This window comes from Spirillospora sp. NPDC029432 (genome assembly GCF_040703975.1).
In the GTDB taxonomy this organism is placed as follows: domain Bacteria; phylum Actinomycetota; class Actinomycetes; order Streptosporangiales; family Streptosporangiaceae; genus Spirillospora.
Map to the genome: position 1 here is coordinate 22,017 of NZ_JBEZWH010000014.1, position 21,276 is coordinate 43,292.

General features: G+C 71.5%; 19 protein-coding genes. 9 read left to right on the forward strand and 10 right to left on the reverse strand.

Annotation, left to right across the window (positions count from 1 at the left end; genetic code table 11):
• Positions 1 to 112: 112 nt before the first annotated feature.
• The 4 genes from AB0881_RS13885 to AB0881_RS13900 form a co-directional block, all read right to left on the reverse strand.
• A complete protein-coding gene (locus AB0881_RS13885) occupies positions 113 to 2,677 on the reverse strand; it encodes an FtsX-like permease family protein (RefSeq protein WP_366617016.1) in 2,565 nt (854 codons plus the stop codon).
• Positions 2,677 to 3,207, reverse strand: a complete 531-nt coding sequence (locus AB0881_RS13890) for an ABC transporter ATP-binding protein (protein WP_366617198.1) — start codon at positions 3,205 to 3,207, stop codon at positions 2,677 to 2,679. Before AB0881_RS13890 ends, AB0881_RS13885 begins: the two co-directional genes overlap by 1 nt.
• Positions 3,098 to 3,691, reverse strand: coding sequence for an ATP-binding cassette domain-containing protein (locus tag AB0881_RS13895; protein WP_366617018.1), 594 nt, complete (start codon positions 3,689 to 3,691; stop codon positions 3,098 to 3,100). Before AB0881_RS13895 ends, AB0881_RS13890 begins: the two co-directional genes overlap by 110 nt.
• Positions 3,692 to 3,871: 180 nt before the next feature.
• Complete coding sequence (locus tag AB0881_RS13900) at positions 3,872 to 4,717, reverse strand: NAD(P)H-binding protein (RefSeq protein ID WP_366617020.1); 846 nt, start codon at positions 4,715 to 4,717, stop codon at positions 3,872 to 3,874.
• A 117-nt stretch (positions 4,718 to 4,834) separates the two neighbouring features.
• Between AB0881_RS13900 and AB0881_RS13905 the strand changes: the two genes are divergently transcribed.
• From AB0881_RS13905 to AB0881_RS13935, 7 genes are all read left to right on the forward strand, one after another.
• The gene (locus AB0881_RS13905) at positions 4,835 to 5,227 is read left to right on the forward strand and encodes a helix-turn-helix domain-containing protein (RefSeq protein WP_366617022.1); all 393 of its coding nucleotides are present in this window, start codon (positions 4,835 to 4,837) and stop codon (positions 5,225 to 5,227) included.
• Between the two features lie 179 nt (positions 5,228 to 5,406).
• The gene (locus AB0881_RS13910; RefSeq protein ID WP_366617024.1) at positions 5,407 to 6,918 is read left to right on the forward strand and encodes an FG-GAP repeat protein; all 1,512 of its coding nucleotides are present in this window, start codon (positions 5,407 to 5,409) and stop codon (positions 6,916 to 6,918) included.
• 340 nt (positions 6,919 to 7,258) lie between these two features.
• Positions 7,259 to 7,870: a Crp/Fnr family transcriptional regulator gene (locus AB0881_RS13915; protein ID WP_366617026.1), complete on the forward strand. Its 612-nt coding sequence runs from the start codon at positions 7,259 to 7,261 to the stop codon at positions 7,868 to 7,870.
• 364 nt (positions 7,871 to 8,234) lie between these two features.
• Positions 8,235 to 8,966 carry a hypothetical protein gene (locus AB0881_RS13920; RefSeq protein ID WP_366617028.1) on the forward strand — a complete coding sequence of 244 codons (732 nt, stop codon included), beginning with the start codon at positions 8,235 to 8,237 and terminating at the stop codon, positions 8,964 to 8,966.
• A 4-nt stretch (positions 8,967 to 8,970) separates the two neighbouring features.
• On the forward strand, positions 8,971 to 11,100 hold the full coding sequence (locus tag AB0881_RS13925) for a hypothetical protein (protein ID WP_366617029.1): 2,130 nt from the start codon (positions 8,971 to 8,973) through the stop codon (positions 11,098 to 11,100).
• Positions 11,097 to 12,386, forward strand: coding sequence for a hypothetical protein (locus AB0881_RS13930; RefSeq protein WP_366617031.1), 1,290 nt, complete (start codon positions 11,097 to 11,099; stop codon positions 12,384 to 12,386). Before AB0881_RS13925 ends, AB0881_RS13930 begins: the two co-directional genes overlap by 4 nt.
• Positions 12,386 to 13,732 carry a DUF4407 domain-containing protein gene (locus AB0881_RS13935; protein ID WP_366617033.1) on the forward strand — a complete coding sequence of 449 codons (1,347 nt, stop codon included), beginning with the start codon at positions 12,386 to 12,388 and terminating at the stop codon, positions 13,730 to 13,732. Before AB0881_RS13930 ends, AB0881_RS13935 begins: the two co-directional genes overlap by 1 nt.
• Positions 13,733 to 13,835: 103 nt before the next feature.
• Here the strand turns inward: AB0881_RS13935 and AB0881_RS13940 are convergent, their stop codons facing one another.
• The 3 genes from AB0881_RS13940 to AB0881_RS13950 all read right to left on the reverse strand — a co-directional run bounded on the left by AB0881_RS13940 (position 13,836) and on the right by AB0881_RS13950 (position 16,580).
• Positions 13,836 to 15,044, reverse strand: a complete 1,209-nt coding sequence (locus AB0881_RS13940) for a serine hydrolase domain-containing protein (RefSeq protein ID WP_366617035.1) — start codon at positions 15,042 to 15,044, stop codon at positions 13,836 to 13,838.
• A gap of 253 nt (positions 15,045 to 15,297) precedes the next feature.
• A complete protein-coding gene (locus tag AB0881_RS13945; RefSeq protein ID WP_366617036.1) occupies positions 15,298 to 15,864 on the reverse strand; it encodes a suppressor of fused domain protein in 567 nt (188 codons plus the stop codon).
• A 146-nt stretch (positions 15,865 to 16,010) separates the two neighbouring features.
• Positions 16,011 to 16,580, reverse strand: coding sequence for a dihydrofolate reductase family protein (locus AB0881_RS13950; RefSeq protein WP_366617038.1), 570 nt, complete (start codon positions 16,578 to 16,580; stop codon positions 16,011 to 16,013).
• Positions 16,581 to 17,059: 479 nt separating this feature from the next.
• On the opposite strand from AB0881_RS13950, the gene AB0881_RS13955 reads away from it, so the two are divergent.
• Positions 17,060 to 17,302, forward strand: coding sequence for a hypothetical protein (locus AB0881_RS13955; RefSeq protein WP_366617040.1), 243 nt, complete (start codon positions 17,060 to 17,062; stop codon positions 17,300 to 17,302).
• A 19-nt stretch (positions 17,303 to 17,321) separates the two neighbouring features.
• Here the strand turns inward: AB0881_RS13955 and AB0881_RS13960 are convergent, their stop codons facing one another.
• Both AB0881_RS13960 and AB0881_RS13965 read right to left on the reverse strand, forming a co-directional pair.
• A complete protein-coding gene (locus AB0881_RS13960; RefSeq protein WP_366617041.1) occupies positions 17,322 to 17,729 on the reverse strand; it encodes an STAS domain-containing protein in 408 nt (135 codons plus the stop codon).
• A gap of 110 nt (positions 17,730 to 17,839) precedes the next feature.
• Positions 17,840 to 18,967 (reverse strand): alpha/beta hydrolase, encoded by a 1,128-nt coding sequence (locus tag AB0881_RS13965; protein WP_366617043.1) that lies wholly within the window; start codon positions 18,965 to 18,967, stop codon positions 17,840 to 17,842.
• Between the two features lie 138 nt (positions 18,968 to 19,105).
• Between AB0881_RS13965 and AB0881_RS13970 the strand changes: the two genes are divergently transcribed.
• On the forward strand, positions 19,106 to 19,723 hold the full coding sequence (locus AB0881_RS13970) for a TetR family transcriptional regulator C-terminal domain-containing protein (protein ID WP_366617045.1): 618 nt from the start codon (positions 19,106 to 19,108) through the stop codon (positions 19,721 to 19,723).
• Here the strand turns inward: AB0881_RS13970 and AB0881_RS13975 are convergent.
• A complete protein-coding gene (locus tag AB0881_RS13975; protein ID WP_366617047.1) occupies positions 19,695 to 21,257 on the reverse strand; it encodes a serine/threonine-protein kinase in 1,563 nt (520 codons plus the stop codon). The genes AB0881_RS13970 and AB0881_RS13975 overlap by 29 nt on opposite strands.
• Positions 21,258 to 21,276 lie beyond the last annotated feature (19 nt).

Below are 21,276 nucleotides of genomic sequence, written 5' to 3' on the forward strand. Positions count from 1 at the left end.
GCGGCGTCCCTGCCCCGGTAGGCCGAGGGTGGGCGTATAACCCCAGGTCAGTTGTATCTGATCTTCACCGGAGGCCGACGAGGGGAGTGCCCCGAACGGGCGCGGCCCGGCGTTACGGAGCGACGGCGGCCTCCACGGGGCGCGCCCGCAGCGCGACCGCCGCCGGAAGCAGGATCGTCGCGAACGTCAGCGCCACCGCGGCTCCGACGATCGCCAGGTAGATCCACGCAGGCCCGCCGGGCAGCACCGATCCGTCCAGCGCCAGCCCGAACGGGACCAGCGCCCCGGCGGCCACCGCGGTGCCGAGCACGATCCCGACCAGCGCCGTCACCAGCGCCTCGACCGACACCATCCACATCACCTGGCCGCGGGTCGAGCCGATCAGCCGCTGCAGCGCGAACTCGCCGCGCCGCTCGGCGGTCGCCACGATCAGCGCGTTGACCAGCGCGATCACCGCGTAGCCGACCACCACCGCGGCCAGCAGGAAGCTCGCCACCCGGCCGGTCCCGTCGCGCCCGGCGTGCGCCGCGTCCGCCTCCGCGCGGCTCACGACGGTGCTTCCGGGGACACCGGCCGCCGCCTTCCGCACCGCCGCCACCAGCGCCGGGGGAGACACCCCCGGCTCGGCCCTCACCATGATCTGCGGCAGTACGCCGGCCGTGGTACGGGGCAGCAGCGCGGTCGCGGGCACCATCGCGTACTCGAATCCGCGCGGCGGGGTGAACGACGCGACGACCGTCATCGTGCTCACGTCCCCGTTGCCCCAGCGCAGCCTCACCCGGTCGCCCACGCGCTTGCCGCTGTCGCGCAGCACGCCGGCGGGCAGCACGATGCTGTCGCCGGTCAGGCGCCCGTAGTCGCCCCGCACCGCCGGGTACCCGACCGTCTGCCGCGCCCCGGACGCCGTGACCCCCCGCAGGTCGATCCGGCTCGGCCTGACCCTGCGGTCCACCATCACGCCGTCGTCGTCCTCGCCCGGGCCGAGGAGGGTCTCCAGACTGCCCTCGCCGGACACCGAGGCGGACGCTCCGGCGACCTGCGGCAGGCGGGAGATCGCGTCCACGAGCGACGGCGGGAGCGCGCCGCTCCGCGAACCGACCACGGCGTCCGCCCGCAGGCCGTCGGCGAACATCCGGTCGGCGGCGCCGTCCTGGCTGGTCTGCAGGTAGATCAGTGCCGTGGCCAGCCCGGTCACCAGCATGATCGGGATGACCGCCGAGGCCAGGCGGACCTTGCGGGCCGACGCGTTCAGCATCGCCATCCGTCCCGGCAACCCGCTCAGCAGGCCGACCGGCCGGCGCAGCACGGCCGCCAGCCAGCGGCACAGGCCCGGGGACACCAGGGCGATCCCGACCGCCCACAGCATCGCTGCGGGCCCGGCCGTGCTCGCCGCGATCGGCCCGGTCATCACCGACGCCGTCACGATCGCCAGCGCGGTCGCGCCGCCCAGGACGACGACCGCCAGGATCACGCGGATCGGGCTGACCCAGCGGCCCTGCAGCGTCGCCTCGGCCATCGCCTCGGTCGGCCGGACCCGCGACACCCGGCGGGAGGCGATGAACGCGGCGGCCAGCGCCGCGACCAGCGTCGCGCCGAAGCCGGCGAGCCGCGGAACGTACCCCTGGACGAAGACCATCTCGCCCGGGATCAGGCCCTGCCCGACGAGGACGCCGTACAGGAAGCGGCCGAACGCGAGCCCCGGCGCCAGCGACAGGCCGGCGGCGAGCACCGCGATCATGAACGTCTCCGCCATCACCATGCGGCGCAGCTGCCCCGGCGTGACCCCGGTCGCGCGCAGCAGCGCCATCTCCCGGCGGCGCTGCTGCATCGACATGCCCACGGTGCTGCCCACCACGAAGATCGCGACCATGGTGGCCAGGCCGCCGAACGCGCCCGCGACCGGGATCAGGTTCCGCCGGCCGCTGATCATGTCCGGGAACTCGGCGATCCCCCGGTCGTCGCCCTGGAGGACCCGGGCACCGCCGTCCGGGAGGGCGTCATCGATCGCCTTGGCGAGCTTCGCCGGGGCGGTGCCCGGTGCGGCGAGCACCCCGATGCCGTCGATCTTTCCGGGCCGGTCGTACAGCCGGGCGGCCTCGCCGTCGGAGAACAGCAGCACGGAGCCGGTGGCGTTCCGGTTCTCGGCGATTCCGCTGACCCGGAAGGCGTGCGGGACGCCGCGCACCGACGCCTCCAGCCGCGCGCCCGGCCGAACGCCCAGCCGCCGCGCGGTGGCGCCGTCCAGCACGACGTCGCCGGACGCGGCCGGCCCGGCGCCCGCGACCAGCCTGTACGGCGAGAGCGGCGCGCTGGACCAGCCGTGCCCGGACGCGGACATCGGCCGGCCGGCCAGCGCGGTGACCGGCACCGAGACGTCCGGCACGGCCGCGGCGACACCGGGGACCCCGGCGACGACGTCCATCAGGTTCTCGTCGAGCGGCACCCGCTCGGTCAGCGGGTCGTTCGCGGCGCCGACCGCATGGCCGGGATAGTCCTGGCTCCCGGTCACCACGACGGGCGCCGCCGCCAGCCGCTCGGCCCCGACATCGGCGCGGATGCCCGTCTCCAGCAGGCCGCCGCAGCCCTGCACGACGACGGCGCCGACGAACAGCGCGACCAGCGACGCCAGGAACCCGCCCTTGCGGAACCGCAGGGTCTTCAGCGCGAGACGCAGCATCAGCCCACCCGTCCCGCACCCGCGGGCCGCCGCGTCCGTGCCCACGCGCCGAGCCGGGTCATGCGCTCGGCCACCTCCTGGACGGACGGCCGTTCGAGGTCTGCGCCCACCTGGCCGTCCACCAGGAACACCACGCGGTCGGCGTGCGACGCAACCACCGGATCGTGCGTCACGACCACCGCGGTCTGCTCCCCGGCGTCCACCGCCTCGCGCAGCAGCCCCAGGATCTCCAGCGCGGTCTGGGTGTCCAGGGCGCCGGTCGGCTCGTCCCCGAACAGCAGGACCGGCCGGGTGACCAGGGCGCGGGCGATCGCCACGCGCTGCTGCTGACCGCCGGAGAGCTCGCCCGGACGGTGCCCGCGGCGGGACGCGAGCCCGGTGCGCTCGATGACCTCGTCCACCAGCCCGCGATCGGGCCGCTCACCCGCCAGCCGCAGCGGCAGCGTCACGTTGTCCACCACGTTCAGCGCGGGCAGCAGATTGAAACTCTGGAAGACGAACCCGATCCGATTCCTGCGCAGCTTGGTCAGCGCGCGCTCGTTCAACGCCGTCAGATCCTTCCCCCCCCAGGAAGACCCTGCCGGACGTCGGTCGATCCAGAAGGGCGGCGCAGTGCAGGAAAGTGCTCTTCCCGGACCCGGAGGGCCCCATCACGGCGGTGAACGTGCGGCGCTGGAATCCGAGCGACACGCCCGCCAGCGCCGCCACCCTGTTGCGCGACCGCCCGTACACCTTGCCGACGTCCTGCAAACGCAGCAACTCGTCCGTGGCCGGCTTCTCTTCTGTCGAACCCATGAACCTCTCCTGGATCTCGGGAAATTGCATCGGATCGGGCCGGCCGCAGGATGCGTCGAGGCGGGCGATAGAGCTCGAAGCTCCGGATATCGAAGAACAGCCGGGCCTTCTTTTCGGCGCCGGATTCATGTACGGAAGTTTGAACGGCGGGAGATCGACCACGCATCGTCCTGCATGGGGAGCCCGCGACTCACACCTGAGGGGGAGAGGCAAACGCATGAATGCGGCGGCCGGGATATCAGCGGACGCTCGAATTCATCGACCAAAGACGCCGCCGGCTACGACAGCGCGAAGCTGTCGGCCACCAGGATCCCCGCGGGTGACATCGACGGCGACGGCCACGCCGACCTGGCCGCCGCCGACGGCGAGCGGATCACCGTCCTGGTTCTCAGGGGCCGCTCAGCGGAAGGCGGCGACGTTGGCCCGGGCCCACTCGGCGTACGTGCGCGGCCCGCGCCCCAGCACCTTCTCCACGTCCGGAGAGATCCGCAGCTCGGCTGGGGTGGGCTCGCCCAGGACGTCCAGGGTCGTGTCCACCACGTCCGCCGGCATGAAGTCCAGCATCCGCGCCCGCGCCTGGTCCCGGGTCAGCTCCACGAACCGGACCGGCTCGCCCAGTGCCGCGCCGATCGCCTCGGCCTGCTCCCGGGGAGCCATCAGGGCGGGGCCGGTCAGCTCGTACACCTGCCCGGTGTGGCCGAGTTCCCGGAGTGCCGCCGCGGCGACCTCGGCGATGTCGCCCGGGTCGATCGTCGGCAGACCGACGCCGGCGAAGGGCGCGGCGACGGTCCGCTCCTCGCGGACCGGCGCGGCCCAGGCGTAGGTGTTGGAGGCGAAGTTGCCCGGCCGCAGGATCGTCCAGTCCAGGCCCGCTCCGCGCACCGCGTCTTCGATGGAGCGCATCACCACCCCGTGCGATGCCGAATCCGGCCGGGTCGCCACCCCGATCGAAGACAGCAGCACCACCCGCCGGACGCCGCCCGCCTTGGCGGCGTCCAGGATGGCCTCCACGTCGAGCGTGTGAGCGCTCGCACCGCCGCTCTGCAGGAACAGGGCGTCGGCGCCGTCGAGCACCGGGCGCAGGCCGTCCGCGTCGGCCAGGTCGGCCCGCCGGTACAGGAGGCCCTCGGGCACGTCCGATTCCGAGATGTTCCGGGATGTGGCGGTCACGTTCTCGCCCGCCGCCGCGAGCACCCGCACGAGCGAGCGCCCGACATTCCCGGTGGCTCCGGTCACAACGATCATGGTCGGTCTCCAGCTGTCTCATCCGCTCGAACGAGCGGTTCGTCCTCGACGCGGGCGACGCTAACAGCCTGGGTATAGTAGGTACCTAGGAGAAAGTGACTACCTCGGAGGGACCGTATGGGCGGCACGACCTGGAAGGCCGCGACGGCGCCGACCGATCCGGCGCTGGCCTGCCCGATCGCTCCGGTGGTCGACATCGTCTTCAGCCGGTGGACCACCCCGATCCTGTGGACCCTCAACGAGCACGGCCGGCAGCGCTTCGTCGAGCTGCAGCGGCGGATCACCGCGATCACCCCGAAGGTGCTGACCCAGCGCCTGCGCCAGCTCGAACGCGACGGCCTGGTCGTGCGCACGTACCACCCCGAGGTCCCGCCCCGCGTCGAGTACGAGATCAGCGACCTCGGCCGCAGCCTCGCCCCCCTGTTCGCCCACCTCGCCGACTGGGCGGACGCCCACCTCGACCAGGTCGAACGGTCCCGGCGCGACTACGACGACACGTCGGCCCGCTAGCCCCGGCAGGACGCGGGCCGACCGCGGTAAGGCAGCGCACAAACGCTGCCGCTTCCGAGAGTTCCGCCGTCCCGACGCCGAGACCGCGGATCGGCACCGCATGCTTCATGCTCTTCGTCATGAAAAATCCGGCACGAAAGCCGAGCCAGGCGAAGCGTTCTCGGCGGACGAGCCCGCGAGTGAAAAGCGCGCTGACCGCAGCGTCCGTCACGGCGGCCGCGGTCTTACTCGTCGCCGCCGACGACGTCACCCCCGGTGACCCGATCGCGCGGAACGCCAAGCCCGGGGCAACCTGTGCCGGCCCGCTCCCCACCGGCAGGGCGCCGTCGCCCATCACGAAGGCGCCGCACCGTTCCGGCCATCCCTCCCGCGCGACCGATCGCGGCGGCGACTTCAACGGAGACGGCCGCCGCGACACCGCCGTCGCCGTGCCCTTCCGCACGACGGAGACGCCTGACAGCACGCTGCGCGGAACCTGGTCGGGCGCGTACGTCGCCGTCGTCCACAGCGGCCCCCAGGGCCCGGATCCGTCCAGGCGGCAGATCATCACTCATGACTGCCTGGACGTGCCGACCCGCGACAAGCCGAACTACGTGTTCGGCACGACGCTCGGTTCGGCCGACTTCGACCACGACGGGTACGACGACCTGGTGGTCGGCGGGCTGGACGGAGGGTTCAACGGCCAGGGGCGTTCCATCGTGGCGATCGTCTACGGCAGCGCGAACGGGCTCACGAGCCGCACGGTGGAACTGGTCTCGGACACGGTGCGCGGATACTTCTCCAATCTGGCGATCGGGGACTTCGGCGGCAACGGCGAGCTCGACATCGTCGCCACCACGAGCTCGCGCGAGGATCTGTACTTCTTTCGCAACGTGGTGGACCGTCCCGTCGCCGCCGAGCGGAGCGGGCCGGTGAAGAGGCCGCCGCACGGGCGCGGGGCCGAGGACTCGTTCCAATCCCTTCAGGTCGCCGACTTCAACGCCGACGGCCGCTCCGACCTCGTGGTGATGGCCCACTGGATGACCCAGGGCGAGAAGGACGAGAAGTGGGGCGAGCTGCGGCTCGGCGGCCCGAAGGGCCTGAGCGACCGCGCCACCGTGTTCGGCCGGGACCGGATCGGGCTCCGGTCGATGGCGGGCGATGTCACCGGCGACGGCCGGCCCGACCTGGTCATGGGCGATGATTTCCGTACCGAGAAGCGGACGATGTTCGTGGCGCCGGGAACCTCCACCGGGCTCGGCGCCCCGCGAGCGTTCACCATCCCCATCGAGGTCGCCTCAAGGGACAGGTCCCCGGACCAGGCCGCGTCCCTGGAGGCGGCACCCGGCTTCACCGTCGGCGACGTGACCGGCGACCGTATCGCGGAGGTCACCGTCGCCGCGGCCGGCAAGATCGCCATCCTGCCCGGCGGCCGCGGCGGCGTCCGGCCCGGCGAGGCCACCATCATCACCAGGGACGACCTGCCGCAGGGCCCTCCCCGCTGGATCGGCGACGGCCTGTCGACCGGCGACCTGACCGGGGACGGCAAGCCCGAACTCACCGTCGGGGCACCTGAATGGTCGACCCGGGCCGGCGGCCGCGTCTACCTCCTGCCCGGCGGCCGCCCCCGGGGCGCCACGACCATCAGCGGCGCCCAACTGGGCCTGACCCAACGTCCGAACGGAGGCTTCGGCCAAATCCTGCTGCCTTGACAGCAGGCATCGGCCACCTGTCCACCGATCGCCTCGACCAGCATCGTCAGCAGGCCGAGCAGATGCTCGCCGGTGCCGGCCGGAGACACCAAGACAACACTCCCGTTCCACGAGCTGCGGCGATCGGCGGACGGCCCCGCGACGACCGGGAACGGTGGATGGGCGGAGCTTCGTGGAAGGTCGCCTTTCACACCGAGTGAGATGTCCCGTGGTGGGCGCGTCCGGGGATAGTGGGGACGTGGTCGAAACAGGGAGAGAAGACTGGCCCCACGGAACGTTCCTGTCGGGATTGAAGGCGTCGCTTCGGAGCGAGCTGCTGGCGATCGCTCCGGAGCAGCGCATGAGTGCAGGGCAGACGTTGATGACGCAGGGGGCGTCCACCGACCAGGTGCTGGTGCTCAGGGCGCGGGGCAGCAGGTCGCCGGCGTGCGTGAAGGTGGTCGGGAGCCTGGAGAACGGCACGGAGGCCCTCTACGGGATCAGGGTCAGCGGGGATCTGGTGGGCGAGCTGGCGGCGATCCGTGACACCGGCCGCTCCGCGACCGTGATCGCGTGCACGGACGGGGCGGTCCATCGGCTGCCGAAGGAGCGGTTCCTGGGGTTCCTCGACCGGCATCCCGAGGCGTGGAGGCTGCTCGCGACCATGCTCGGCGACCGGCTCGACTGGGCCAACCAGCGGCGCCTGGACTTCGCGGGCTACCCGGTCGACCAGCGGCTGGCCCGGGTGGTCGCGCAACTCGCCGAACGCCATGGCCATCCGGTCGGGGACGGCATCGACATCGGGATCGAGCTCACCCAGGAAGAGCTGGGCAAGCTGGTCGGTGCCGCGAAGGAGTCGGCGGTGAAGGCCGTCAAGCAGATGCGCGGGGCCGGGCTGATCAGGACGGGTTACCGGCGCATCGTGGTGACCGATCTCGACGGGTTGAAGGCCTTCGCGATGGCCGGCCGCTGATCGAACACCAGAAGATTTCGGTAAAAGCAGGCATTGTGGACAGTGCTGTCCGGAGCCGGACCGTGCTGCGGTGTTTCGGCGCGGCCGTCGGCAGGCATCCATGAACGCTTCTCGCGGTGGTCCCGGCAGACCATCGTGTCGCTTCGCGGTGCTGTGGGCGAGGGTTTCGGAAACAGCACTCAGTCCTAGCTTGCGGATCTTTGCTTGATCGCAGTGAACCGGCCGGGAGACTCCGAGATTTGGTATTAATGCCAAAAGAAGGGGTGATCTGGCCGACCTAGGCAAAGTGGTATTTGTACCCCTTCTTGTGGAGTCCGGCGTGTAAGAATCCCCTTTCCCGACTTCAACATGCCAAGGGGACAAGGTGGCAGGGGCATTCGAACGGCGTCCGATGATCTCGGTGGACGCCACGGGGTACGGAAGCGGCGACGACCAGCGGCAGGCGGACATCCAGGCGGGACTTCTCGACGTCCTGGAGCGGGCCGCGGCCTCGGCCGGACTCGACCGGGACGGCTGGGAACGGCAGGGCGCCGGCGACGGGGAGTTCTCGGTCCTCCTCCCGCAGACCGCCGAAGGGCGCCTGGTCGGGGACTTCCCCCGCCATCTCGCGGCCTTCCTGGACCGGCGCAACGGGGACGCGCCGTGGGAGAACCGCCTCCGGCTCCGGCTGGCCGTCCACCACGGCACGGCCATCGCCGATGTGAACGGCCGCAGCGGGCAGGGCCCCGTCGAGGTCGCCCGGCTCTGCGACAGCCCCCCGCTGCGCGCCGCCCTCAAGGAGTCCCGGGCCGATCTGGCCGTCATGCTCTCCGACCGGATCTTCACCGACGTCGTCCGCCACGGCCACGCGCTCTCCGTCGCCCCCGAGGACTTCCGCGAGGTGAAGGTCGAGGTCAAGGAGTTCCGCGAGCGTGCCTGGCTCTGGATCCCGCGGGGCCGCGACGTCCATTCCCTCACCCTCGCCCTCCCGCCGGCCGAGGCGCCCGCGCCGAAGGCCGAGGGCGACCGCCCGGTGCCGAAGGAATCCGCTTCGGTGCACAACGAGTTCCACGAGCGGGTGGACGCGAGAGGCGCCAACTTCGGGTTCCGGAGCTGATCCCGTGCCCGACGAGGTCCCCGGCGAAGGGGTGTACACCGAGGACGACGGCCAGCCGTTCCAGCCCGTCGGCGACCCTGCCGAAGCAAACGGGCGCGAGGAGGCCACTCCGCCCGCCGAACACGTGCCGGTCAACCAGTTGATCAACGTTTTCCACAGCGATGTGGACGCGTCGGGCGCGAACTTCGGCCTCGGCGGGGCGGCGGGCCGGGCCAGCCGCCGGGCGGTGAGCGGACCGATGCCCAGGGAACGGGTGGACGCGCTGACCGGCCGATTCGTGGAGTCCGAGTCGTTCAAGGCCGCGTTGGAGGCGCTGCGGAGGCACACGGTGGTCACCCTGTGCGGGCCGGACGGCAGCGGGAAGCTCACCGGCGCCGTCAACCTCCTCGTCCGCGTGCTCGGCGAGGGGGCGCCGATCGTCAGGCTCTCCCTGACCAGGAGCCTCAGGGAGCTGGCCGACCACAAGTTCGACGGGAGCACCGGCTACCTGCTGCCCGGCTGGTTCGGCGCGATCGACCACGAGGCCGAACACCATTGGGAGCGGATCCAGGGCGGGTTGCGCGAGCGGGGCTCGTTCCTGGTGGTGACCTCCTCGGAGGAGAACCGGCGCACGGCGATGACCGCCAGGATCGCGTGGGCGCCGCCCGAGGACCGGGGCGCGATCATCCGTGCGCACGCGGGAGACGGCCTGGCGGACGCCGGCATCGCGGAAGTGGTCGAGGCGCTGCCGGACGCCGTGACGATGGCGTGCCTGATCGAGATCACGGACCTGCTCGTCCGCGGCCTGCCGCCTCAGGAGGCGGTCTCGGCGGTCCTGAGCGAAGTGGCGGAGAAGGAGGTGCACGACTGGTTCGAGACGCGGCCGAACCGGGAGCAGGTTCTCGACATCACCGTGCTCGCCTTCCTGTCCGGCCTTTCCGAGCGGCGGTTCGGGGAGTGCCGGGAATCGCTGAAGGAAGTGCTGGCGGAGATGGTGCCCGAGCCGTCCGCTCGGGACGCCGAACCCGCGGAACGCCCGCCGGGCGCCGCGGAGGAGGCCTTCCCCCAGGCCAGGGGAAGGCAGCTGGAGAACCCGCTGATCCGGATCAGGAGGGTCATCGTCGACGGCCGGCCCCGGCGGCTGATCGAGCTGCGGGAGCCGGAGGCGCAGCGCTTCATCTTCGCCGAGATGACGGGGCGGTTCGACGAGCACTTCTGGGACGCGGTCCGGATCTGGCTCGAGAGCGTCCTGATCAAGCCGGAGTTCTCCCTCCACATCGCGGCGGGCCTGGCCAGGCTGGCCGGGTCGAGCTTCGACGAGGTCGAGGGCTCCTACCTGGAGCCGTGGTCGGTCGCGGTGGGGCGCGGGGAGCCGGCCCGTTCGCACGCCCGGCAGAAGCGGCTGACGACCGTTCACGTGCTGTGGTTCATGTGCTTCGACGAGGACCTGGCACCGGTCGCGCTCGGAGTCGCCGCGGGCTGGGCCGCGCGGGGCGGCACGCCCGGGCAGAAGTACAACGCGATCATCGCGTTCTCGGGAGAGCTCGGGCGGCTCTACCCGATCGAGGCCGTGAAGAACCTCTGGCGGCTGTCGCGCAACCGGGGAGCCGTGCTGGGGCCGCTCGCGATCGAGGCCTTCGGCGGGCTCTTCCTTTCCCAGGAGGACGCGGACGGCCGCGAACGCGTCGTCCGGTTCCTGGCGGACAAGATCCGGCAACTGCGCGGAGACGCCCGCCGGATCGAGGCGTACGAGACCGCGCTGCGGGCGATGCTCGCCGTCTACCGGACGGACGACCCGCAGGGCCGGCCGCTGGCGGCGCGGCTGCTCTGCGACCGGCCCGGCCTGGCGGGCGTCACCGGCTACACCTGGTCGGTGCTTCTGGTGAACCGGCCGGTCAGGCATGCCGCGCTGGTCGCGCTGCACGCCAATCTCGACGCGTTGCGGCACCACACGGACGAGCCGGAGCTGGTCGCCCAGCGGCTCGGGGACGTCCTGGGCGGGCTCCTGTCCAAGGACCAGCAGGACGAACTGGCCGAGGACTTCACGGCGTTCGCCGAACGCCCCGCGAACCGGCGCGGCGGGACGAACCCGGTCACGGCCGCCCTGTTCGCGGCCATCGAACGAGCACAACGTCGCATGGGAGAAGACGCGTGAGCTATCCGATCATTTCGCAGAACGTCCTGGCGCCGGTGCCCAAGTCCGGGTTCCTTGGGCTGCGTTCCCGGAGCCGCGACATCTCGGAGATCCCCCGTCCGACGGCGGGCCAGGTCCTCGTGCTCCGCTCGGACGGCAGGTACGTGCTGGACAACGGGCGGCTGGGCCTCAACGACGAGATCGTCCTGGCGGCGACGCACGTGAGCGTCGTGGACATGACGCAGAACAAGCAGATAAGGGTGGAGTTCGCCGTTCCCTCGGCGGAGGGGAGCGAGTTCACCGTTCTCGTAGACTTCACCTGCCGGGTCCTCGACCCCGTGGCCGTGGTGGAGGCCGGACTCGGGGACATCCGGGACTTTCTGGCCGCGTATCTGCGGGCGCATGACGACGTCTTCAAGGCAGGGGCCAAGTACAAGCTCGCCGATTTCCTGGCGGCCCGGGCGGACGTGCGTGCGGAACTGCAGGCGTACCACCACTACGTGCCGGTCGACCTTTCCGGGATGACGGCGGCCTTGGGCAACGTCGAGATCCCCGCGCCGTCGGAGGTCAGGGACTACGTGGGCAAGTCCGTCCGGGACGATCTCGATCACCAGGACCGGCTCGCGGGGCTGGAGCGGGACGGGCACTACGACCGGATCCACGCCGAGCAGGAGACCGCGACCAGGTTGCAGAGGCTCAAGCTGGAGGTGCTGGGCACGGAGCAGGAGCTGAACAAACTCCGCGCCGACCGGCTGAAGCAGGAGCAGCGGGAGCGGGACGAGGAGGCGGCGCTGGCCGCCGCGCACCGCCGGCGCGACATGGAGACGACCTTCGGCATCGACCAGGCCGCGAAGGTCACCGACGCGGTGGGCGACAACCCCCTGATGGCCCACGCCCTCGCCGCCGAGCGGGGCGAGATCAGCGCCAAGGAGCTGGCCGAGTCCCACCAGCTGGAGGCGGACCGGCTGAACGCCCTGGAACGGCTGCGTGAGGACCGCGCCTACGAGGACTCCGTCCAGAACGCGCAGCTCTCCCGCGACACCATGGTGCAGGGCATCATGATGCGGCTCGAGGTCTTCAAGGAGATGGTGCGGAAGGGCCTCCTCGATGAGCGAGGCATCAAGGAGATCGACGGCATCCTCACCGAACTCGTCGCCGGGAACGCGGCCGGCCTGCCGGTCACGGCGGAGACCGGCAGGCAGATCGAGGCGGCGGCCGGGCCGGCCCGGGAGAAGCCCGAGTCCCGGCAGGCGCCCCCTGAGCCCGAGGACACCGACGACGTGCCGTACCGGGAGGAAGACCTCTGATGACGGCGGTTCAGGCGGCCCCTGCCGTCGAGACCGAGGGGGAGCCGCCGCGGCGGCCGGTGCATGGCCCGAAGGGGCCGGGCGTGTGGCTCCGCTCGCTGATCGGCGTGGACGAGTCGGTGCTGAGCATGGCCCCGCTCGACCGCGGGCGCTACACGGCGATGGCCCTGATCGTGGTCAACGCCGGGACCCTCGCGGCCGTGTCCATGTTCATCATGGTGCAGAAGTTCGCGGACATGCCGCTCATCGTGGAGCTGCTCGCCGCCTTGTTCTGGGGCTGGATCGTCTTCTCGGTGGACCGGTGGCTGATCGCCAGCTCGCACGGGACGCAGAGCAGCCGCGGGGTGTTCCTCGCCCGGGTGCTCCTCGCCGTCGTGCTCGGGTTCGTGGTGGCCGAGCCGCTGCTGATCAAGATGTTCGAGCCCGCGATCCACCGGCAGGTGGCCGAGGACCGGAGGGTGGAACGGGCGGCCAAGCTCAGCGCGCTGACGGCCTGCAATCCCGTCCCCTACCGGGCGCTGCCCGCGAAGGACCTGAAGTCGTGCCGGGACCGGAGGCTGCTCATCACCGTCCGCGCCAACCCGGCGGCGGCGACGGCCACGGTGGCGTCGCTCGACGGGCAAGTGGCGACCTTGTCGAAGGCCATCGAGAAGGACCTGGCCGCGCTGCGGAGGCTGGAGCGGCTGGGACACGCCGAATGCGGCGGCGAACGGGTCGGCGGCGAGACCACAGGGGTCGTCGGCGAAGGGCCGAACTGCCGGCAGATCCGGAACGAGCGGGCGGAGCTCCTGCGCACGTCCAAGCTCCCGGAACGGCGGGCGCAGCTCGCCGAACTCCAGCGCAGGGCCAAGGACGCCGTCGGGGCCCAGGGCGCGGTCAACGCCGGCTATTCGGCCGAGATCGCCCGGGAGATCGACAAGCAGCTGCCCCGTCCCGAGGGCAGGATCGGCATCCTGGAGGAGGACGACGCGCTCCTCGCCCTCCAGGGCGAGAACCTGATGGTCCTCGTCTTCGTCTGGCTGCTCCGCATCGCGCTGATCACCCTGGACTGCCTGCCGATCCTGACCAAACGCCTCGCCGGACTCAGCACCTACGACCGCCAGGTGGCCGACCATGCCGCCGCCGACATGGAGACGCACGAGGTCTTCCTCAAACACGCCAAGACCCAGAACGTCCAGGCGCGAATCGACGCGCTTCGCCTGCTGGACGAACATGAGCGAGACCGCCGTGTGCGCAGGGAACACCACGAGGCGGCGGCTCGCAACAGCCAGGACGAGCAGCTGAAACAACAGATCCGGGACCTGGCCGCCCGGCTGAAGGGCAACCCCGGCTCAACGCCCGAATGAAGCGCCGGTGCCCGGCTTCACCGCTGTGCACGACGGCCGGGCCACGGCGAACTCGGTGGGTTCGGCGTGGCCCGGTTCGGGGTCTCGCTGGGGGACGGTCTCGTCAGGTCGCGGTCCGCTCGCCGCAGAACACCGTCTTGGCGAGCCCGTTCACCAGCTTCTCGTAGTCCTTGGCCGGGCCCCTCGTGATGTCGTCCACCCAGGTCGCCGAAGCGGTCAGGGTCTTCTTGCCGTCAGCCGAGCTGTACATGAACGCCCCGTAGCCGTGCGGCGGGCTGCCGTTGTGCTGGTAGACGGTGCCGCAGTTCGGGCCCAGGTCCTGCACGAACAGCCCGAGACCGTAGCCCATCGCCGGGTTCGGCTTGCGCATCTCGGCCAGCAGCGATGCGGGCAGCAGTCTGCCGCCGTTCAGAGCGGAGGCGAACGTTTGGAGGTCCCGGGTGGTCGAGATCAGGTCACCGGCGCCGGCCAGCAGGGACAGGTTCTGGCGCGAGATGTCGACGGTCTTCTCCTGGCCGGCCTCCTCGTACCGGTAGTAGCCGTGCGCGTGCGGCCCGGGGAGCCGCGTCCGGTCGCCCGCCACGATGGTGCTCCGCATCTTGAGCGGGCGCAGGATCCGCCGCTCCACCTCCTCGGCGTACGGGCGGCCGGTGACCTTCTCGATCAGCAGCAGGGCCAGCGTGTAGTTGGTGTTGGCGTACCTCTGGTCCGTCCCGGGCTCGAACCTCAGCGGCTTGGACAGCGCCAACCGAACCAGCTCCTCGGGGCGGTAGTGGCGGAACCGGTCGTTCAGCCACTCCTTGCCCGAGGCGGAGATCCCCGGAACCCACGTCCCGTCGGGGTCGAAGTCGCCGGTGTAGTTGAACAACCCGCTGGTGTGCTCCAGCAGCATCCGCACCGTGATGCGCCGGTCCAGCCCGAGACCGGGCAGGTAGCCGGCCACGGGGGCGTCCAGCCCGATCCTGTCCTCGGCCACCAGTTGCAGTGCCACGGTCGCGGTGACGGGCTTGATGATGCTGCCCGTCCAGAACGTGCCGTTCGTGGACGGCTTGGCGCTCTGGCCCAGCTTGCGCACCCCGGCACTGCCGGCCCACTCGCCCCGCTCATCGCGGACGCGGACCTGCACCCCGGTGAAACCGGCGTCCACGAACGCCTGCGTGGCCTGCCGCAACTCGGAGCGGTCCTGCTCGCCGTCCGCCGCGGCCACGCCGGGCATGGCCGTCCCGGCCAGCAGCACGGACGCCAGTGCCGTGACCGCCACGCGCCGGAAGGCCCTGCGGCGGGCGGCCGGACGAGTTGGGACCTCTCTCATGGTTCCTGCCTTCATTCTTAGGCTCACGGCGTGATCCGCCGCCTGATGTTGCGGCCTTTTGTTTCTGATGCAGGAAACGCTACGTTGTGTTTAAAGTTTGTTCAAGCTTCTGGGTGTGCGGGTGGTGGCATGTGTGCAGGTGAGAGCCGTTAAATCGTTGCGATCATTTTCAAGCTCAATGCAACGAATGATCGATACTTCATTGCAATGGTGTGAAGGTGAACGTTAGGTGCGGCGCGCCCGTCCCCCCGGCTCAGACGGCTGACTCCCGGTACAGGTCGAGGATGTCGGTGCGGTTGAGTCGCCACACCTCCATGAGCCCGTGCAGGCCCTCCTTCTCGTCCGTGACGAAGCGGAACTCGGGCTCGGTCATCGGGATGAGCGTGACGAATCTGAGCACCGGCTCGCCGTCGGCGTCACGGTAATGGTCGAACTCTTCGGGCAGCCGAGGATGCGCGGAGAAGGCGAGGCTCGAAATCCGCGTCTCGGGGATCAGCGGCTCGGCGTTGCGGTATCCGGCGCCATGGCCGAGGCCCCTGCCGTTCTTCAGTGCGAGTTGGGCGCCGACGTGGACGAGGTAGCTCGCCTCCTGTTCCTGGCCCGGACGAGCGGAGCACACGATCTCTTCGGGGATCTCGAACTCCAGGTCCTGGAACCGCAGGCCGGTGCTGGCCGCGGACACCATGTCGTGCTCGGGATGCCGGTGAAAGCCGATCGCGAAACCGCGGTTGTACCCGAGGACGTCCGGCGGCTCGCCGTGGGTGACGGCACCCAGGTAGCGCTCGGCGTGGTCCAGGAGTCCTTCATAGGGAGAGACCATCCCGGCACCCTAAAGGAGCGTGCGTCCTTTGTTGGCATTCTTGGCGACCGCTGAGGGGCAGCGGCCGATCGGCATTTCCCGGCGGCCAGTAGCACGGGCCTAACTGGCCGCCGGCGGTCGCCTTGTGTGGACGTTCGGGACGGTCGTCAGCTGGACGCGGGCCGGTAGGCCAGCAGAACGGCCCGGGAGTCGTAGGTCCGCGATTCGACGAGGTGCAGGTTGAGCCTCTGCTTGCTCTCGGGGAACAGGGCCTTGCCGCCGCCGAGGACGACCGGGTGCACCACCACCTGGTATTCGTCGATCAGGCCGTGGGCGGTGAGCTCGGCCGCCAAAGATGCGCCGCCCATCAGCAGCAGGTCCTTGCCCGGCTCGGCCTTGAGCGCGGTGACCTGCTCGGTCAGGTTCGCCCCGTCGATGACCCGTGCGCCGTGGCCGGGCTCGCGCAGCGTGCGGGAGAACACCACCTTCGGGGTATTCCGCCAGATCGGGGCGAACTTGAGGTCGTGGGGGTCGTCGGAGATGGACTCGGCGTTCGGCCAGTAGCCGGCCATCATCTCCCAGACCGGACGCCCGTACAGCAGCGTGTCGGCCCGCTCCAGCAGGCCGAAGGAGTGCTCCGACAGCTCCGGCCCCATGGAGGGCCAGTCGAACTCGCCGTTCGGGCCCTCGATGTAGCCGTCGAGCGAGACGTGGACGAAGTGGATGATCTTCCGCATGGTCGTGCTCCCCTGGTAGGGCCCCCTTTGTGGGGGCTTCACCATGTGGTCGGAGCCCTCACCGCGTCTTCGACATGGCCGACGAAGTTTCTTCGGAAGTTTTTCGGCAAGTGCTCGGCTACCGGCCGTTGTCGCCGCTGAGCTCGCGATCTAACCCCCGGCCCCGATGCCGCCGAGGAGCCATCCGCTCGGGCGCCAGGGTCCGCGATCGTGACCTTCTGGTCACTGCTTCGCCTTCCGCAAGAGCTGTCACCGACCGGCCACGGAACAAGACCTGTCGCTACGATGATCGCGGACTGTGCTGGACGGCAGGTTCGAGTCGCCGATACGCGCGAGGAGTGCGGATGCAGCCGGATCGACCGCAGCCCGGGCTGCCTCAGCCCGGTCGGCCGCCGATGGCCGGCGGGCCCGCGCCGTGGAGTGGCGGGCCGAGCCCAAGGGCGGCACCGCCCAAGCCGAGGGCGAACACCGCAGCAGCAGTGAGTGCCGGGATCCTGGCGCTGCTCACCGCCGGCGCGCTCGTCTGGTTCGCGCTTTGCCTGCTCTACGTGGTGGCGACGGTCTTCGTGGCGCCGCTGCTTCGGGGCACGGGCCTGGGCGCCCAGCTCAAGTTCGTCTTCGGCTTCGAGGGCGGCGACGGCGTCGCCGTGGCGCTGGCGGTCATCTTCAGCGTTCTGACGGCGACCGCGGCGGCGATCGCGGGCACCGTGAAGTCGTCCTGACCTACCGGGAGCGGGTGCTCTAGGGCAGGGCGGGGCGGATGTCCAGGCGCCGGTCCAGGCCTGTGGTCCGCAGGACGCGGGCTGGTTGCGGGGCGGGATCCAGGATCACCAGTTCGCCTCTGGCGGCGGTGGTGATGCGCCAGATCCGGACGAGGGCGTTGAGGCCCGAGGAGTCGCAGAACCGCAGGCGCCGCAGGTCCAGGGCCAGCGCGAGTGCGGTGCCCTGCGCGTTCAGCAGTGCGAAGAGCCTGGTCACCGCGTGTACCAGTGCGGGTGCCGTGACCAGGTCCAGCACGCCGTCCAGGCTGAGGACCGCCCAGCGGCCCTGCCGGCGCGCGTGGATCGCGAGCGCTCTCGCCGGTTTCGGTTCCTGCGGCGGCGCGGGCGCGTGCCGCCGCCTCGTCGCTTCCCCCGAGATGGTGTTCATAGCGCTCCTTCTCAGTTCCCCGTCGTTAGCATGCCCGTCACTCCGTGGACAAACAGCCGAGGGCTTCCGTTGGGGTCGAGGCCGTGGTCATCGTCGCCGGTGCGGGGGAGTCACAGCCGTTCGCGCAGGAATCGGGTGATCGCCTGCCGGGCGAACTGGCTGGCGAAACCGCCCCAGTTCAGATCGAACATGTGGTCGGCGTGGCGGATCTCGACCAGCCGGTGCGGTACGCCGGCGCGGGCCAGCCGCGCGGCGAACCGCCGGTTGTCCTCGACCGGTACGAACAGGTCGCGGCCGCCCTGGATCAGCAGGGTCGGGGGCAGGCCGGGGCGTACGTGGGACACGGGTGAGGCGGCCCGGTACCGGTCGGGATGCTCCCGGAACGTGCCACCCATCATGGTGCGGGTCGCCGTGGCCAGTTCGTCGCCGATCGGTGAGTGGCGCTGCCGCCACGGCACCTCGGGCGCGGCCAGGTCGGTGATCGAGTACCAGGCGGCGACCGCCTTCACCGGCACCCCGGCAGCGGGGCAGCTGGGGGCGATCCGGCCGGGGTCGGTGTAGGTCGCGAGCAGGGTGGCGAGCCCGCCGGCGGACTGGCCCATGACCGCGATGCGGCTCGGGTCGGCGCCGTACGCGGCGGCGTGCGCGGCGATCCAGCCGAGCGCGCACTTCAGGTCGGCCGCCGGGACCCGCCACCGGCCGGGCGGCGCGATCCGGTAGTCGACGTCGAACACCACGTACCCGAGGCCGGCGAGCCAGGCGTCCCAGCGGGGGAGGAGGCTCTGCGGGAGGTCCTCGGAACCGCCGTGCACGTTGACCACGTTGGGAAGCGGCCGGTGGTCGCGGCGCCGCGGGGGCTGCCAGACGTCCAGTTCCAGGTCCGTGCCGTCGAGCCGGACGTACCGGACGGTCGTGGGCTCGCGGCCGGTGCCGGTGGCCAGGCCCGCGTGGTAGCCGCCGAGCGACAGGTCCATGCCGGTCGCCCGCGCGTCCCGCCAGGCGCTCGCGGCAGGGAGCAGCGCGCCCGCCAGTACCGCGGCGTTGACGACCGCGGCGGTCGTCGCCACTGCTCGTGAACAGTCCCGGCGCCGCCGTCGCGCGAACAACGACAGCAGCAGCCCCGCACCGGCCAGGGCCGCCAGCAGCAGCCCGAACTCGGTGACCAGGAGACCGTACTGCCATGCCGACCACGAAGGCGGGGGGACGACGGTCAGCGCCGCCGCCGCGATGCCTACCACCGCCGTACCTGTCGCACCGGCGAGAACGGCCAAGCGGACGGCCGCCCGTACCGGCCGAAGGGAAGGAGCCATCACCAACCTCCGAATACGATCGTATCGATACGATCGTATCGCCATGGGGTGCGGCAGAATAGGCCCGTGCCGAGGCGGGTGGACAAGGAGGCGCGGCGCCTCGACGTGGCGGACGCGCTGTTCCGCATCGCCGCGCGCGAGGGCCTGGACGGCGTCAGCATGCGCACGGTCGCCACCGAGGCGGGCCTGTCCCTGGGCGCGGTGCAGCGCTACTTCCAGACCAAGGACGAGATGCTGCACTTCGCGTTCGACCAGGCCGTCCAGGCCGCCCGGGCCCGGCTGCGCGAGATCCGGCCGCAGTCCGGCGGCCAGACGTTCCCCGAGGCGCTGCGGCGTGCCCTGCTGGCCTTCCTGCCGACCGACGACCGCCGGCTCGCCGAGGCCCGGGTCTGGGCGGCCTTCTACGCCGAGGCCGCCGTACGGCCTTCCTTCGCCGCGTCGCTGGACGCGCTCGACGGCGAGGCGCGTGCCAACCTGCGCGCGGCCATCGTCCAGGGCAGGCAGGCCGGCGAGGTCATCTCCGACCGTTCCCCCGAAGCCCTGGCGGAACTGATCCTGGTCGTCCTCGACGGCCTGTGGTGGAGCGCCGTCCGCCGGCCCGCCGGCGCTTCCACCGCCTCCCTGGAGGAGGTCGTCGACACCGCCGTGGCGATGCTCAGTCCAGGCGGCGCAGATTGCCCTTGAGGCCGCCGTCCCGGATGAACATGAGGTCGTCGGTGATCAGCCTGCCGGTGAGCACCCCGGTGCCGTCGCAGCGGCCCGGCGGCTCGCTCCGGGTGACGCGGGTGTCGAGGGTGAGGCCCATGCCTTCGGCCCGGACGAGCCGTCCCACTCCGTGGCAGACGTACCCCCGGCCGGTGACCCTGACGGCGGCGACGTCCGCGCCCCGTCGCCCCTGCCGGATGATCAGCTGAACGTTCCGTGACCCGTCGGCCGGGCCCTGCCAGGTGCCGATGAAGTCCGGGCGGACGTCGCCGGTGGCCGGCGGCGGGGCGGCGGACCTCCGCGTCGCGCTGGTGCTCCCATCGGACGCGGCCGAAGGCTGGGAACCTGCCGGGGTGCCATCCGCCGTCTCCAGGGACACGGCGACGACCACGATGATCAGGGCTACCGCGAGCAACGCGACCGCCGCCAGTACCGCAGGAACGACCGGAAAGCCCGTGCTGCCTGGGCTGCCAGGATTGGGCGGCTGTGTCGGCCAGTACTCTGTGCGCCGCTCTGGGGACGGCGGCGGAGCCGGTGGTGTTCCGAGCGGCGAGCCGGAGGGTTGCCGGAGCGCGGGCGCCGGAACGCCGGTCGGCCCGGTGCCGGACATACCAGGAGCTTCGGGGCCCTCCAGGTCGAGCAGCGCGACCGCGTGCCGCCCGATCCGGTGCACCACCTCATCGGGAAGCCACGGGCCGCCGCCGTCGCCGGCCCGTTCGACGATCTCTTCTGGTGAGGGACGCTCCTCCGGCCGCTTCGCCAGGCACGCCCCGACCAGGTCCCGCAGCGGACCGTCCAGGCCCGCCAGGTCGGGCTCGGCCGAGACGATCCGCATCATCAGCGCGTGCACGCCGCCCTCGCCGGCCGCGAACGGCAGCCGTCCCGTCGCCGCGAACGCCAGCACCGAGCCCAGCGAGAACACGTCCCCGGCCGGTGTCACCCGCTCGCCCCGGACCTGCTCGGGCGACATGAACGCCGGCGTGCCGACGACCGCCCCGGTACGGGTCGCGATGGTGGAGTCGACGGCCCGCGCGATACCGAAGTCGATCACGCGCGGCCCGTCCAGGGTGAGCAGCACGTTGGCGGGCTTGAGATCGCGGTGCACCAGCCCGCGGGCGTGCACCGCGCGCAGTGCCCGGCCCAGCCCGGCGGCCAGCTGGCGCAGCGAACGCTCGGGCAGCGGCCCGTACCCGCCGTCCACCACCTCGTGCAGGGAAGGGCCGGCGATGTACGCCGTGGCCAGCCACGGAACATCGGCGTCGGGATCGGCGTCCAGGACGGAGGCGGTGAACTCCCCGCCCACCTGCCGCGCGGCCTCCACCTCCTGCCGGAAGCGGCGGCGGAACCCGGCATCGCGGGCCAGTTCCGGATGCACCAGCTTGATCGCCACCGTCCGGCCGCCCGCCGAACGCCCCGCGAACACCGAGCCCATGCCGCCCGCGCCCAGCCTGGCCAGCAGCCGGTACGGGCCGATGGCACGCGGGTCCTCGGGGCGCAGAGCTCGCGTACTCACGTCCAGACCCCTCCGGGCG